We start from the raw sequence: 15620 nt of genomic DNA, 5'->3' as shown, positions 1-15620 counted from the left end.
AATCCCATCGACAGCCGAACCCGCCGCGCCGGAAGCCTTGGTCTTGAAGTGCGAAGACGCGCGGCTTCGTGCCGCGTGCCCCACAGAACCCGACGTCCGGGTTTGCGGAGAGCAAGGTCAGCGATGCCATTCTCGCCCTGACCGATAGTGGGGTAACCAACTCCGCGGCGAGAGACCCCGCTGGCGCACGCCGCAGCCGATCCGCTTCATTCAATCTTGCCGCTGAGCACCGCCCGCAATGGTAACGGCCCCTGTCGTCACCGTGCGCAGCTTCCAGCCCTCGGATCGGGACCCCGCGAGGTTGAGACGCCCGGCCATGAAATGCAGCCGCTTGGTATCCTCGCTCTTCGAGGTGCAGAAACGGTCCTGAAGGTAGAACGGCGGCATCGCCTGGTAGAAGAGCGTCGCCTCGATGGCAGCTGGCTTACCGTCGATCTCCGACAGGGCGATGCGATAGAGCGTCGCGTCGCCGCCACCCTCCCGATAGTCGGGATCGTCACCGACCTGCACAGGTCCGGCCTCGTCAGCCAGTTCCGAGCCGGCGCCGAGGGAGGCCGCGAGCTTCACCCGGTCATCGCGCCCGAGATAGCCCCTCGGCAGCAGGCGATTGTCCTTCACATTCGAGCAGATCGACAGGAAGCTCGTGGTCAACTGCCCCGCGGGCTGGGAGCCGATGCCACACTGGGCCGGCCCGGACAGCGGGGGGCTCGAAACCAGCTCCTGATAGATCTGGACCTGATCCTGCCGGGTGATCACCTCCCGATGCGGCTGATGCGCGAGCGGATCGAGTCTGGCCGAGCAATCCGCATTCCACCAGACTTCGCCGGCGACGGGCGCGCCCATCCCGTCGGTGATGACGCCGAGTGCGTCAGTGCGCCCCGAAGCCCAGATCGCCTTGCCGCCGGTGTCGAGCACCTTGAACGCGATGAATGCGCGCCGGAAGCCGACGCCGCTCGGGAATTTGTGCCCAGTTTTGTTGGTGACACGTACCGACGCCTCCAGCGCCGATTCAGTCATCCTGACGCTTTCGACGGCGATCGCGGCGGTGCGTTCCGCAGCCTGGTGGTCGATCGCCTTCTCGGTGAAGAGCAGCGGATCGACCCCTTTCTTCGTCAGCATCGGATCTTGCGTCCGGATTCCCATCAGCTCCGGGAACTGCTGCGCCATCTTGATCAGGAACGAGTTCAAACCGACCAGCACATGGCTGGCGAAGCCGGAGCGCACGGGCAGGTCGATCTCCTCGGGCGGCAAGGTGTGCTCCGCCTGAGGGAAGTTTGAATATTCCTGGATGCTGGCAATCTTGCTGCGATACGGGTGTCCGTCCGCATCGCGGCTGGGCATGTGACAGCCCTGGCAGGTTTCGGGGCTCTTGCCGGCGCCGAATGGCAGCGCTCCGTCGGGCGACTGGCCGGTACGGAAATCGCTGAACGCCCATTCCGCATAGGTCGTCTGCTCGTAGGTGTGTCCGATGACCTTGCCCTTGTCGAGCACCGGCAGGTGAACCGTGTGGCAGCTGCCACAAACCTCCGAGCTCTTGATGGCGGGGTTTTGCAGCGGCGTCATGCCGAGTGCATTCTCCATCGGCTTCGCCTTGGGGCCCTCGAATGGCCCCTTCATCTCGGTCATCGCGCCCATCAGGAAGCTGCCGGTGAAGGTCCTGGCGAAGCCGGTATTCTCCGGGTTGAGCCGTTCCTGGCGCTCCTCGACGCAACTGTTCTGCGGCTGCGCCTTGACCCGGCTCCGTTCGGCCTCGCTCAGCGCCATGGCGTGACAAGTTGTGCAGGATACGCCGTCGCGGGCGAGCGCACCGTGCCGGGCCTCCAGGCCGGAATGGCCGGCGGGCCAGGGCACGGCAGCGACGGCGGCACGCGGGAACGGCGAGCAGCCCTTGCCCCTTGCTCTCTCGTCGATCTTGAACTGCCGCTGCCCCATCACGCCGTGGCAGCCGAGGCAGGTGTCCTGCACGAGCTCGGCGGCTTCGGGATGGAAGGTCTCCGTCTCGCTTGCGAGCTGGGCGAAGAAGACCGGGTCGCGTCCGGCCAGGCCCATGGGCGACGAACTCCAGGTGCCATAGGGCGAAAGATTGAGGAAGCGGCCGTCCGGCCCCGGCAGCGTCATGTCGAAATGCAACCCGGTCGACCCGGCATCGTGGCAGCCGAGGCACTGGTCCGAGGTCAGGAACTGCTGCTGGGCCTCGCGCCGGTTCGCACTGGCCCAGACCACGTCATAGGTCTGGGATGGCATCCGCATCACCTTGTCTGCGGTCGGATGCGGAAACGGGATGCCGTAGAAAGTGGTGAACTCGGGCGCAGGGCTTTCGCGGGCCGGAGCGCCGAGCAGCGTGATGTCGTCGGATTCCTGCACGATGCGCAGGTGGTTGAGCATCGCGGACAGGTCGTCATGAGCTTGGGCGGAACGGTCGGTGAAGGCGTTCTGGCTCAGGAAGACCAGCGGGCGCCCGGGCTCTCCCTTGATGTTCTTCAGGTCCGCGAAGGTCGAATTGGCCTTGGCGCTGGCATGGCAGTTCACGCAGTACTGACCGAAACCCATGTTCGGGTAGCCGTTGCCGGGCCCCGCCGGCCAATCGGGCTTCCAGTCGCTCCATCCGAACCAGCCCCAGAACCAGCCGTCATGCGAGGCCTTCGCGTCGCGCACCATCACGGCCGCACCGCTCGTCGGCAGCAGCCGCAGCGGATCGACATCGCGGCACAATGCGGCAGGCGCCGGGAACATCTCCTTGATCATCATCGCCCCGTCAGGCACGGGGGGCTCCGCTGTCCCCTCATGGGCCTGCGTCCGGTTGGCCTTCAGCCAGCCGAACATTTCCGGCGAGTACCAGATGACCACCGGTGCATGGGTGCCATGGTAATTGCCGCTGGTCTTGTCGTTGCGCAGCGTCGCGGTGAACGGCCCGGTATCGCGAACCATCTTGTCGACGCGCCAGCCCGCGGCAAGGTTGCGGTGGCAGAAGGCGCCGAGATAGCGGCCGAGCTTTTCCTGGTAGACATCGAGAGGAAAGGCGCCGGGCCTTCGGATATCCCGGTCGAGCGCGGCGCAAAGGGCAGCGTCGGCCGGCACGAGCGGCATCGGGCGTTCAGCGGGACACTGGGACGCGAACGCAAGTCCTGGCACCAGGGCCAGCAAGACAAATAGCGCGATCGTGCGGAGCATGAATCAACCCGGGCGACATTCCGTTTGAGGCTGCGCACAAGATGAGCAGAGCGCAAGCGCATCCCTCCTACTCACCGCGCAGCCTCATTCTGATCGGAGGAGCAGCAGCTCCTGTCCCCGATTTCTCTCGCCACGACCTCGGGCGTCACGCCGTGACCTGCTGCTGCTTCGCGACCTTGACCAGATGGCCAGCCAGTCTGTCGGCCAGCGCCATGATCGTCAGCGTCAAGTGTTTGTCGGGGAGCTCAGGAATGACCCCGCCATCGCAGATATAGAGGTTGTCGATGTCATGGCTCTTCAGGTCGGCATCGACAACGCCGCGTCGCGGATCCTGCGCAATGGCCGTGGTGCCGGCATAATGGATGCCGGTGCCGCTGTTGTCGCGGCTGGCGTAGATCATCGTGGCGGAGGCCCGCCGCAGCACGCGCCTGCCCCAGACCGTCATCGCGTCCATCATCTGATGGCTCGCTGCAGGAATGGTGAAATCGACCTCGACCTGCGGGACGCCATAGGCATCGACGCTCCGGCCCGGACGCACCCGGTTTCCAGGCGTCGCCTCGCCCTGGCAGAACAGGCCCAGCGTGACGTAGCTGTGGAACATCATCCGCGCGAGCCGTTCCTTCAGGAAGGGCGGAAAGCCGCGCATCGCGGTCAGATAATGCGGCACGTCAGGCGCGCTGTGGATGGCATGGCCGATGAAGGGGAAGGGCGCGCCACTCGCAAGCTTGCCTTGCGACAGCAGGATCAGCAGATCGCCATAGCCGAGGTCGTAATCGCGGCGCTTGCCCCAGAGCTTCAGCAGGGAGGTGGAAAGCACGACCTTGGGATTGTCCTGCAGCCCTGCCCCGACGCGCCCATGCCGGTTGCCGAGGCCGGCGGGATCGGCGTCATCGGCCGAATTGAACAGGATGCGCGGCGTCTCGAGCGCTCCCGCGGCCAGCACGACGACGCCGGCACGCAGAAGCCGCCGCTCGCCGGTCGCCAGGTCGAGATACTCGACCCCATCGATCCGCCGGCTGCTGCCATCGCGGAGCAGGCGAACCACCTTTGCCTGGGTCCGCAGCTCGTAGTTCGGCAGGTCAACGATCTGCGGCAGCAGCCGCGTCGAGAATTTATAGACCGCGCCGACCGGGCAGCCCGAGGTACACATCCCCGTCGAGATGCAGGATGTCGGGGTTCCAGCCCGGGTGTTGATCGCCTTGCGGTTCGGGATGGCATGGGAATGCGCGTCGTTCAGCGACTTGACCGCGTTGACGACCAGCCGGTCGGCCGGGCGCAACGGCTTCGGTGGCAGATAGTCGCCGTCCGGCAGGTCCGGCAGGCCCTCCTTCGTGCCGCAGACGGCGATCAGGCGCTCGACGGCGCCGTAATGCGGGGCCAGATCGGCATAGGAGAACGGCCAGGATTTGAAGTCATCCGCCGAAAACCGGACGCTGACGCCGTTCCAGAGATTCTGCAGTCCGTTGACGGCGAGGACCTGGAAATGCCGGAACCCCTCCTTCGGCCGTGCCGTCGAGCCAACAGTACCATCGGCAAAGAGCGGGTGGACGAAGAGGCTGTCATGCGGATCGCTGGGCCAGGTCGTACTCGGATCGATGCCGAAATCCCTGGTCACGCCGGGCGGCAGTGTCGTCTTGAAATGATCCTCCGGCAGCATTGCGCCATGCTCGAGCGAGATGGTGCGCAAGCCGGATTTGGCGAGCTTGTGGGCGAGAATGCCGCCGCCGGCCCCGGTGCCGACGACCACGACATCGCAGAATTCAGCCTCGGTCACGCAGGCCTCCCACGGGCCATTCCCCGACTGAGCGCAAGAAATCCGGCGAGGCGAAGCGGATATATTCGAGGAAGCCGAAGAGCGCGGTCCGGTCAGGACCGAGATCGGCGCGGCGCAACCGCCCTGTATGCGCGAAATCGGCGCGCTGCTCGACCGCTACGAGCGCCGCCCCGATCTGCCGGTTGGCTCGTGCAATCCGCGTGATGTCGGTCAGAAGCGGAAGCAGGACCGCGCGATACGGACTGAGCCCGATCAGTGCGGCCATCAACCGCTCCGCATCTTGGGAGGCAGCCCCTCCGGCTGCATCGACGTGCTCCTGCGGCTGTCTGTCGAGAACCGGCGGCATGAGGCTCATGCCGTCACGACCCGAACCGGGCCCGCATCAAGCGTCCGGAACGGCCGCCCCGATTCCAGATGCCGTTCGATCTCTTCGAGCGAGACACCATTGGTCTCCGGGACCAGCAGATAGGTGAAGACCAGCCCGGCCGCGCAGACCAGCGCATAGACCGCGAAAACCCCGCCAAGACCGAAGCTGCTGACGAGCATGGGGAAGGAGAACACGACCAGGAAGTTGAAGGCCCAGTTGGCGAGCGAAGCCACACTCATGCCGAGACTTCGGACCTTGAGCGGGAAGATCTCGGACATCATCACCCAGGGCAAGGGACCGATGCTGGCTGCGAAGGCCGCGACATAGAGCACGAGGCCAATCGTCGCGAGGATATCCAGCGCCTCCGCGTCGGTCGCCGCTGCGATGGCGATCATGCCGAGGCTGAGGGCCGTTCCGGCAAAGCCGATGAAAAGCAGCCGACGCCGTCCGATCCGGTCGATCAGATACATTCCGACGAAGGTCATCGCGACATTGACGATGCCGATCCCGACCGTCGCCAAGATCTGGGTCGAGGTCGAGTTGAAACCCGATTCCTTGAAGACCGTCGGCGCATAATAGATGACGGCATTGATGCCGCTGAGCTGCTGCAGGAAGAACAACCCCATGCCGACCACCAGCGCTGGGCGAACCGACGGGCTGAGCAAGTCCGCCCAGGTGCCGGGCCTCGTCCGCTGCTGCACCGCCTGCCGGATGCTCGCCAGTTCGGCATCGACCGCGGGATCCTGAGGCGCAAGGTCGCGAATCCGCGCGATCGCCAGACGCGCCTCTTCGGTGCGGCCCTTAAGGGCGAGCCAGCGCGGCGTGTCGCCCATGCGATACATGCCGATCAGCAGAGCGAGCGCCGGCAGGACCCCCATCAGGAACATCAGCCGCCAGGACTCCGCGAACGCGAAGTCGACGACATAGGCACCGAGAATGCCGAGCGTGATCGCCAGCTGATAGATCGAGACGAGCATGCCGCGCTTTTCGGCGGGCGCACTCTCGGAAATGTAGAGCGGCGCCACCATCGCTGCGATGCCGACGGCCAGCCCGAGCAGCAGACGCGACGCCGTCAGCATCCAGACCGCGCCAGCCGCGGCTGAGAACAGCGCCCCCGCAGCAAACAGCACCGCGGCGACCAGCAGCAGGGCACGACGGCCATAGGTTTCGGTGGTGCGCCCGGCCAGCAGCGCCCCGCCCAGCGCGCCGAGCGGGACGGCAGCGGTCATCAGCCCCTCGTCGAACGGGCTGATCGCGAATTCGCCGCGCAGAAGATGCAGCGCGCCGGCGATGACACCCTCGTCGAAGCCGAACAGGAATCCGGCAATGCCTGCGATGGCGGCTATGAAATAGATCATCATCTCGGCCTTGGTTGATCTGGAATGGCGCGCATCAGGGCAGCAGGCCGTTCGCCACCTTGCGGAATGCAGTGACGATGTCGCTTTCGTCGGCTTCGGTCAGCGTCGAGCCGATGGCGAGCAAGGCGCCGCGCGCATGGAAATCGTCGCATCGCGGCAACGCCCCAACGCGGTAATCATAGGCTTCGGCGAAGGCATTGGCGGGGTGTGTCCAGGGGAAGCCGTCCCGGCTGTTGGACCGACGCTGGACCAGACTTGGAATGTTGAAATACCAATGCATGCCCCATTCCTGCATGGTGATGCAGGCGAGGCTGCCGGGCGGCCCGGCGATTCCCTCGGCGCGCAGCGCATCGACGAAGCGTCGCGCCAGGTCGGCATCGGGCAGCAGCATCAGCAGGAACGGACCGGTATCTCCGGCCGGGTCCGGGATATGGCGGAAGCTGATGCCGCGCAGATCCGCAAGCTGCTGGCGAATGCGCCATTTCGAGCCCCGCATCGCGCCGGTGATGCGCGACAATTTGCGCATCTGCGCCAGCGCCATCGCGCCCGCGAGCTCCGACATGCGCGCGCCCATGCCCCAGAGCTGGCAGGCCTCGTCGGAGGCGTCGAGCCGGCCCTTCTCGTTTCGGGGATAGCCGAGGTCGTGCAGTGCCGCGATACGCCGGAACAGCGCATCATCTTCGGCGACGATCATCCCGCCATCGCCAGAGGTCATGTTCTTGTTCAGTTGGAAGCTGAAGATGCCGATATCGCCGAAGCGCCCGACCGCCAGCCCGCCGACATGCGCGCCGGCCGCCTGGGCGCAATCCTCGACCAGCCCCAGGCCATGGGCGCGACAGATCTCCGCGATCTCGGTGATGCGGCCTGGCGCTCCGCTCATATGCACGCACAGCACCGCGCGGCTCTGGGGCCCGATCTTGCGCCGGAGATCTTCGGGATCGATGCAGAAGGTCTCGTCGATATCGACCAGGCGGGGAATGGCGCCGACCCGCACCACGGCCGAGAGGCAGCTCACCCAGAGATAGCCGGGCACGAAGACCTCGTCGCCCGGGCCGACCCCAAGCGCCGACAGCGCAATCGTCAGAGCCGCCGTCCCCGACGACACCCCGAGCGCGTGGCGATGTCCGAAGGCTTCACACCATTCGCGCTCCAGGGTCTCGACCATATGCTGCGGATCGGGGCCGTAGAAGCGGAATGGGCTGCGCGCGCGCACGACGCGATCGACCAGTTCGCGCTCTTCTTCGCCGATCCAGTGGACCCCAGGCAGTTCCCAGGGCAGCGGCTCGCGCCGGACCGGAACACCACCGTCGATGGCGAGCCGATTGGCCCGCTCCTGACCAATCCGCGATCCTGTCTCGGCCAGATCGGTCATGAATATCTCCTGTAGGCAGCTCGTCGGCCTGGGGGCGGCCAGACCATCAAATCCGGGAAGATGTTGATCTCGCCAATGCACCGCTTGTAGCATGAAACAGAAGAACAAATCCGGCATTTAATTCTGGAAATAATTCGAAATGATTAGAAATATTTGGATTTACAGATTACGAGATCCAATATTATTGATCTTGATGCTCATATTCGCCAGCGGAACTGCTTTCGGCTTCGGTATAGCATCTGTCTCCGGCGTTCTGGATCTTATAAAGGCAGAGTTTGGACTTTCGGAACGGGGGGAACAGCTCGTCGTCGGGATCCTGGTACTCGGCTGCTTCGTCGGCGCCGCCATGGCCGGCCCCATCTCGGCCCGATGGGGCAGAAGACAGACGATCATGCTGGCGGCCGCGCTCGGCGGGCTCGGCTATACGCTGATCCTGGCCAGGTTCGGACTTGGCGGATTGCTGGCAGGACGCAGCCTTGCCGGGCTGTGCATCGGCCTGCTTTCAATGGTGGTACCGATGTACGCGGCCGAGACGACGCCGGCGCGCCGGCGCGGCGCGGTGGTCTCGATGTTCCAGCTCGCAATCACCCTTGGCATTCTCGGTGCCTATGGCGTCACGCTCGCCTACGCAGCACGCGTGCCCTGGCCGATCCTGCTCGGCGCCGGCATCCTCCCCATTGGCCTTTGCCTGCTGGCAATCCTGCTGCTGCCCGAAAGCCCGCGCTGGCTGGCGGCGCGGGGTGACCACGCAGCGGTTCTGAAGGCGGCGCAAACGCTCGGCCTCGCCGATGAATGGCGGGAGGCCCGGCCCGTCCTCTCCCATGCCGGCGCCAGCCGCGGCGCTCTGCTCCGGCGCGGCAGCACTGTAGCTGTGCTTCTGCTGTGCAGCGCCCTCTTCGTGCTGCAGAACCTGAGCGGCATCGACGGCATCCTCTACTACGCCCCCCGCATCTTCCAGGAGCTCGGCTTCTCCGCCGGAACCGCCGCACTGGCCGCTACCTTCGGCCTAGGCCTTGTCAATGTCCTCGCCACGATCGCGGCCATCGCCATGGTTGATCGCCTGGGCCGCAGGCCGCTGCTGATCTTCGGCTCGGGAGCGATGGCGATCGGGCTCGCCGCGGTCATCGTCGCCTCCCAGCTCGGCTGGCCCTGGGTCGGCCTGGCGGGCCTCGCAGTCTTCATCGCGGCCTTCGCGCTGAGTCTCGGCCCGCTGCCCTATGTGCTGATGTCGGAGCTTTTTCCGACCGCGATCCGCGAATCCGGCATCGCCATGGCCTCGGCGACGAGCTGGCTCTTCAACGCCTTGATCGCCTTCACCTTCCTGTCGCTTGTGGCAGCGATCGGCCTCTCCGGCGCGATCGCGCTGTTCCTCGTGGTCTGCCTGCTCTCGCTCAGTTTCTGCCTGGCCTTCACCCCGGAGACGCGCGGTATCCGGCTCGAAGAGATCGAGGCGGCCGTGCTGGCTGGACGCCCCTTGCGGCGTATCGGCGGCTGAGGACGCGGCGAACCGATCCGGCACGCCCTGACGCATCGATAAGTCGGGGCGCGATGACGGTGCTCGCCAAGACAAGCGGTTGAGAGGAGACCCGACGCGGCTCCTGGCCGTCTCACCGATTTTCTGGTCGCGGCTCTCGGCGGCGATCCGAGCGCTCAGCGATAAACAAGAACGGGAATCTTGGAATGAGTCAGAACCTTTACGGTCTCGCTGCCGAGCACAATCGCAGCGATGCCGCGGCGGCCGTGCGATGCCATGGCGATCAGGTCACAGCCTCGCGCAACAGCGGTGTCGATAATGGCTTGATAGGGGTGCTCGTTCTCGACCTGAATGGCGTCGCAACGTATGTCCGCGGCCGCAGCCTTCTCTTGGGCGGCGGTGAGATACTGCCTCGCTCGCGCTTCGGTGAGCTCTTGGTAGTCCTCCAGCGTCGCGACCGCCCTGCCGGGTTCAGAGGCGAAGATGTGAAAGGGCTCCGTTACAGCGAGCAATGTCAGTCGGGCCCTGACGGACTTGGCAAGCTGCGTGGCCTGCTCGACGGCTGCGGCGGACAAGGGTGAACCGTCAGTCGGAACCAGAATGTGTTGATACATGGCGTCCTCCCCGCAGCAGCCAGGTGCGCGACCTCCGCGTTCGCAATGTCCAATGCTCCGGGCCGAAGGCCACGCAAAAACAGCGAATTCGAAGCATTAGTGGCCGGTGGAATCCCGGTTCATTTCCTCCAAAATCCCGCGCATTGCATCGAACTGGGTACCGAAACCTTTCCAATCTCCGGACTTCAGTCGCTCCATTGCTTGATTGTAGCGATCAAGCGCCTCCCGTGCTTGACTTGGCGCTGGCCTTGTCCCGGGCATCCCCTCTGTCGCGCGTGAAGCTGCCGGCGCAGCACCGGGCTCTATGAATAGCGCCGACAAGGCCTCGGCGAGTGTTTCCTTCATCACCACGTGTTCACCGTAGGCTGCGATCACACGTTTCAGCTCCGGCAGATGTCCGTGCTCCGCTCGCAAATAGAGTGGCGATACATAAAGGATCGAGTTCTCGATCGGGATTACGAGCAAGTTCGCACCGCGGATCACCCGCGAACCCATCTGGTTCCACAACGTGATTTGTTGGGAGATCTCGGTACTCTGATTGATCCGCGCTTCGATCTGGAACGGCCCGTAGACAAGCTTCTCCTTGGGAAATTCGTAAACGATCAGCTTGCCATAGCCCGGACCATCGCAGCGCGCGGCGAGCCACGCGATCATGTTGTCGCGGCGGCTGGGCACCATCGGGAGCATGAGGAAAAACTCAGCATGCGATTCTCCGGGCAGCCTCATGATGATGTAATAGGGCGTCATCATCGCGGTGCCGCCGCCCCCCGGTTGCAGGGGGAATTGCCAAAGATCTTCGCGGTTATAGAAAACGTCGGCCGCCTCCATGTGGTAGGTTTGATAGAGCCGCGCCTGAACCAGGAACAGGTCCTCCGGATAGCGAATATGCTTCTGCAGGTCTGAAGGCATGGCCGCGAACGGCTTGAACAGGCCCGGAAAGATGCGCTGGTAGGTCGCGGCAATCGGATCACCGGGATCCATCAGGTAGAAATCGACGGCCCCGCTGTAAGCATCGACGACAGCCTTCACCGAATTTCGAATGTAGTTGAGATCGCCATCTTGCGCAGGCTGCGCATAGGGGAAATAGGAGCTCGTCGTATAGGCATCCTGCATCCAGAGCATCCGCCCATTGCTGATGACCAGATAGGGATCATGATCGAGCCGGAGAAACGGAGCGATCGTTCGCACCCGTTCCTGGATGTTGCGGCGGATCATGATCCGGCTATCGGCAGTGATATAGCTTGAGAGGAGCAGGTTCGGGTCGTTGAAGTAATAGGCGAACAGCATTCTGCTCGCCATCACTCCGATCGGAACGCCACCTGTGCCGTCATAGGCCGCATAGACATTGTCTTTGCCCTTCGGATAATCGAACTCCGGTGTGCTTCCCTTGACAATGACGTAGCTGTCGCTCTCTTCGCCGTAGTAGATGCGCGGCTCAAGGATTTTGGGACCTCCGTCTGCGACGGGTGGGATATCCCGCAAATAGAGGACGGGTAGTCCTTCGGTACTCTTTCGGGTGACCGGGCTCATCACCGCGCCATTGCCGTGAGTAAACAGCACGTGGCGGTTGACCCATGTCTGGGCATTCGGCGGCAGCAACGAGGGCCGTAGTTCGCGAGCCGAAAGCATCACGCTTTGGTAGGAACCATCGAGCCAGTAGCGATCAACGTCAGGATCATGGAATTTGTAGTAGGTGCGAATCTCCTGCAGCTGCGCGTAAGTATCCGACAAGGGCAGTTGGTCCCACAGCCTGATATTTTCGATTGTCGCCTTGTTGGCCGCTAGCGTGTCGAGAGATAGCTTCTGTTCCGCGGCAAACGGCTTGGCTTCGATCTGATCGAGATTATAGGCCTGCCGGGTGAAAGCGATGTTGCGTTCGATATACGGCTTCTCCAGCTGCAACTCGCTTGGTCTGACGAAGAACTGCCGGAACAGCGCGGGGGCTGCGCCGGACAGCACGACTGAGCCGATGGCAACGAGCATGAACGCTGCGGCAGGAAGCCAGTAGGTACGCATCCAGATGTTTACCCACGCGGCGAACGCCGCGATGATCGAAAACCCGATCAATAGCCACAGGCCCGGTAGCCCCACATGGACATCGGTGTAACTGGCACCGACGACCACACCGTTATCGCCATAGAGCAGCAGATAGCGGTCGAGACCATAGGACCAAGCCTTCACCGCGAAGAGAAGACCGAGCACTGCCGAGCCGTGAGCGATCACTGTCTGCGATATTGATCGCCGCGGCACGTCGTATTCGATCTCGCCATGCACCCAGTAGATCGTTCCGGCGAAGAGCGCGCTCAAAACAAGCGTGAGCAACATCCAGTTCTTGAGGAGGAAATAGGCAGGCAATGAGAAGAGATAGAAGCCGATGTCCTTGTTGTAGAGCGGGTCGTCTGCGCCATATGGCACCTGATAGAGAAACCGCAGGAAGATGCCCCAATTGCCGGCTTCCGCCGCGGCGACGAGCAGCGCGAGCAAACCAGCACCGCCTGCAACAACCCAGGGCCAGGGCAATCGATCGCGCGCGAGCGCGAGCAGATCGGGCAACAGCACGGTGCCCGGGGGTTGCCACGTGAGGCCGGCGACAGCCTGTATCGGCGGCCGCCGGGCAAAACGCACGGCCAGCCATCCGTTGAGCCAAAGAACGACGGCAGTCGCCGTCCAGACAGCAAAGAAGACGACAGCTTCAGCTTCGATTGTTGTCCAAAAGACCTGCAGATAACCGATCGAGGAAAACCACAGCCAATCGACCAGCCAGTCACTCGCGAGCCCGAGCAGGACAAGGCAAAGCCCGACGACGACGGCCGCAATGACGAGCCTGACCACGGCGTTCTGCCGTGGCGCCTTCCGTCCGGGTCCGGCGATCCCGATCGTCATGGTCCAATTATAGCGGAAATGAGGGACGCCTGCCGCTTCCTTCGTGATCAGGATCGCGCGTCAAGGCGACGCGACGCCGATGCTCAAAACTCTATCGCCGGGACCGTGGAACGAGTGAAGCTGTTTCGAACTCTTGGGGGCAGACCGGATCAGCCGATCGCGTCCTCGCGACGCCGCCTGTCATCTCCAGCGGCTCTCGCATCCGCTATCGGCCGGCGAACTGCGGATTGGCAATCGCGATCATATTGAGGTCGTCGGGGATATCCCCCATATCGCCGTGATTGAGGGAGTCCTTGCTGTGCAGACGGTACAGGCGACCCTTGTCGCGGCAATTGCAGCCGCCGCATTGGCGTTCTCTCCCCTTTCCGCCGCGACGGGGGAGAACAGCAGAGCTGCATTGATCATTTCCGTCGACGGCGCGATCGGACCGGCGACGGCCGGTTACGTGAAAGACGCTCTGGCCAAGGCAAACGAACGACGCGCCGAAGTTGTCATTCTGCGTCTGAATACACCGGGCGGCCTCGCGACCAGCATGCGCGAGATCGTCGCAGACGTGCTGGCCTCATCCATTCCTGTCGTCGGTTACGTCTCTCCTTCCGGCGCCCACGCGGCCAGCGCAGGCACCTATATCCTCTATGCGACGCACATCGCAGCAATGGCGCCGGGCACCAATCTCGGCGCGGCGACGCCGGTACAGATCGGCGGTCCGGTACCCGGTCTGCCGAGCAAATCCACCGACAAGGACGGCAAGGACAAGAAAGATAGCGCCCAGCAAACAGAGCCGACGGATGCGATGACGGCGAAGATGACGAACGATGCCGTCGCCTCAATCCGCAGCCTGGCCGAGTTGCGCGGACGCAACGCCGATTGGGCCGAGAAAGCTGTCCGCGAGGCAGCCAGCCTTTCCGCCAGCGCTGCGTTGCAGGCGAATGTCATCGATCTCATCGCGCGCAACCCGACTGAGCTGCTCAAGCAAATCGATGGTCGCGTCGTGGAAATTGCGGGTGGCGAAACCCGGCATCTGGCGACGAAGGATGCAACGATCGGGGCGCTCGATCCCGGATGGATCTCGCAATTTCTGTCGGTCATCACCGACCCCAACGTCGCCTTCATTCTTCTGCTGGTCGGCGTCTACGGTCTGATTTTCGAATTCGCGTCTCCCGGCGCCATCGCGCCCGGGGTGGTCGGCACGATTTGTCTGCTGCTGGGTCTCTATGCCCTCAACATGCTGCCGATCAACTATGCCGGCCTCGCGCTGATGCTGCTGGGGATCGCACTCTTCACGATCGAGGCCTTCACTCCGACTGCGATCGTCGGCATCGGTGGGATCATCGCTTTCGTGCTCGGAGCGATGATGCTCTTCAAAGTCGAAGCACCGGGATATCGCTTGTCATGGTGGGTCATTGGCATCGCGGCGGCGATGTTCATTGGCCTGATTGTCGTCATATTCAGTTCGCTCAGGCGAGCCCGCAAAGGTCCTGCACGTGTCGGTGCACAAGCCATGCGCGGCCTGTCCGCCGAGGTCCTCGACTGGGCTGACAGAGAAGGCCACGTCTTCACACAGGGTGAGCGCTGGCAAGCACGCAGCGCGGAAGCCTTCAGACCAGGAGAGATGGTCGAGGTGGCTAGCATCATGGATCTGACGCTGATGGTGCGTCGGCGGCCGGGACTGACCGCCGGCGAAGGAGGTGCGCGGTGATGCTCGATTGTTTGATCTATGCACTGCTCGCGATCGCCGTGATCGTATTCTTCTCTTCGGCCATTCGCATCCTGCGGGAATACGAGCGCGGTATCATCTTCACGCTCGGACGCTTCTCCGGCGTGAAAGGCCCGGGCCTCATCATTCTGATTCCGTTCGTCCAGCAGATGGTGAAAGTCGATCTCAGGGTGATGGTTCAGGACGTGCCGCCACAGGACGTGATTTCCCGCGATAACGTCTCCGTCAAGGTAAACGCCGTTCTATACTTCCGCATCATCGATCCCGAGCGCGCAATCATCAAAGTCGGAAATTTTATGATAGCGACCAGCCAGCTGGCACAGACCACACTGCGCTCGGTGCTTGGAAAACATGAACTGGACGAGATGCTCGCGGAGCGGGACAGACTCAACGCCGACATCCAGGAGATTCTCGATCAGCAAACCGACGCCTGGGGCATCAAGGTCACCAACATTGAGATCAAGGATATCGATCTCAATGAAAACATGGTGCGCGCCATCGCCAAGCAGGCCGAGGCGGAACGACTTCGGCGCGCGAAGGTGATCAACGCGCTGGGCGAGCAGCAAGCCGCCGAGAAGCTGGTCGAGGCAGGTCGGATACTTGCCCAGGAACCGCAGGCGATGCAGTTACGCTATTTCGCGGCGCTTCACGACATCGCGGGAGAGCGATCCTCGACCGTGGTCTTTCCTGTACCAATGGATCTGCTCGACCATCTGAAGCCGCAGCGGAGCGGAACAACGTGACCTTGGTCATCGCGTTGGAGAATGGCGCGCCAATCCAGGTGGTTTCTCAATGGCAAGGACATCGCCAACCGCAGCGTAGACTTTGTCGAGGGCTGCCGTCTGGACGAACCGCTGCAGCATCGTGATGTGCGGGCGGTGCGTTGCATC

10 protein-coding genes are annotated in these 15620 nt (G+C 63.3%); 3 read left to right on the top strand and 7 right to left on the bottom strand.

From position 1 onward, the window contains the following. Positions 1 to 210: 210 nt before the first annotated feature. From AC1DGP_RS09830 to AC1DGP_RS09810, 5 genes are all read right to left on the bottom strand, one after another. Positions 211 to 3087, bottom strand: a complete 2877-nt coding sequence (locus AC1DGP_RS09830) for a hypothetical protein (RefSeq protein WP_441504470.1) — start codon at positions 3085 to 3087, stop codon at positions 211 to 213. A 229-nt stretch (positions 3088 to 3316) separates the two neighbouring features. Further along, positions 3317 to 4945, bottom strand: a complete 1629-nt coding sequence (locus tag AC1DGP_RS09825; RefSeq protein ID WP_441504469.1) for a GMC oxidoreductase — start codon at positions 4943 to 4945, stop codon at positions 3317 to 3319. Next, entirely contained in the window at positions 4932 to 5210 is a 279-nt protein-coding gene (locus tag AC1DGP_RS09820) for a hypothetical protein (protein ID WP_441504468.1), read from the bottom strand. The genes AC1DGP_RS09825 and AC1DGP_RS09820 overlap by 14 nt, the downstream gene beginning before the upstream one ends. 86 nt (positions 5211 to 5296) lie before the next feature. Continuing rightward, complete coding sequence (locus AC1DGP_RS09815; RefSeq protein WP_441504467.1) at positions 5297 to 6673, bottom strand: sugar porter family MFS transporter; 1377 nt, start codon at positions 6671 to 6673, stop codon at positions 5297 to 5299. 31 nt (positions 6674 to 6704) lie between these two features. After that, positions 6705 to 8042 (bottom strand): DegT/DnrJ/EryC1/StrS family aminotransferase, encoded by a 1338-nt coding sequence (locus AC1DGP_RS09810; protein WP_441504466.1) that lies wholly within the window; start codon positions 8040 to 8042, stop codon positions 6705 to 6707. 139 nt (positions 8043 to 8181) lie between these two features. Between AC1DGP_RS09810 and AC1DGP_RS09805 the strand changes: the two genes are divergently transcribed. Next, entirely contained in the window at positions 8182 to 9537 is a 1356-nt protein-coding gene (locus tag AC1DGP_RS09805) for a sugar porter family MFS transporter (protein ID WP_441504465.1), read from the top strand. A gap of 155 nt (positions 9538 to 9692) precedes the next feature. Here the strand turns inward: AC1DGP_RS09805 and AC1DGP_RS09800 are convergent, their stop codons facing one another. Both AC1DGP_RS09800 and AC1DGP_RS09795 read right to left on the bottom strand, forming a co-directional pair. After that, entirely contained in the window at positions 9693 to 10091 is a 399-nt protein-coding gene (locus tag AC1DGP_RS09800) for a universal stress protein (RefSeq protein ID WP_441504464.1), read from the bottom strand. A gap of 135 nt (positions 10092 to 10226) precedes the next feature. Next, entirely contained in the window at positions 10227 to 13013 is a 2787-nt protein-coding gene (locus tag AC1DGP_RS09795; RefSeq protein ID WP_441504463.1) for a UPF0182 family membrane protein, read from the bottom strand. A 298-nt stretch (positions 13014 to 13311) separates the two neighbouring features. On the opposite strand from AC1DGP_RS09795, the gene AC1DGP_RS09790 reads away from it, so the two are divergent. Both AC1DGP_RS09790 and AC1DGP_RS09785 read left to right on the top strand, forming a co-directional pair. Next, a complete protein-coding gene (locus tag AC1DGP_RS09790; RefSeq protein ID WP_441504462.1) occupies positions 13312 to 14712 on the top strand; it encodes an NfeD family protein in 1401 nt (466 codons plus the stop codon). After that, entirely contained in the window at positions 14709 to 15473 is a 765-nt protein-coding gene (locus AC1DGP_RS09785; protein ID WP_441504461.1) for a slipin family protein, read from the top strand. The genes AC1DGP_RS09790 and AC1DGP_RS09785 overlap by 4 nt, the downstream gene beginning before the upstream one ends. Positions 15474 to 15620 lie beyond the last annotated feature (147 nt).

The sequence above is a fragment of the Allobosea sp. 05T433 genome (genome assembly GCF_056396065.1).
This window is presented reverse-complemented; position numbering and strand designations above follow the sequence as displayed.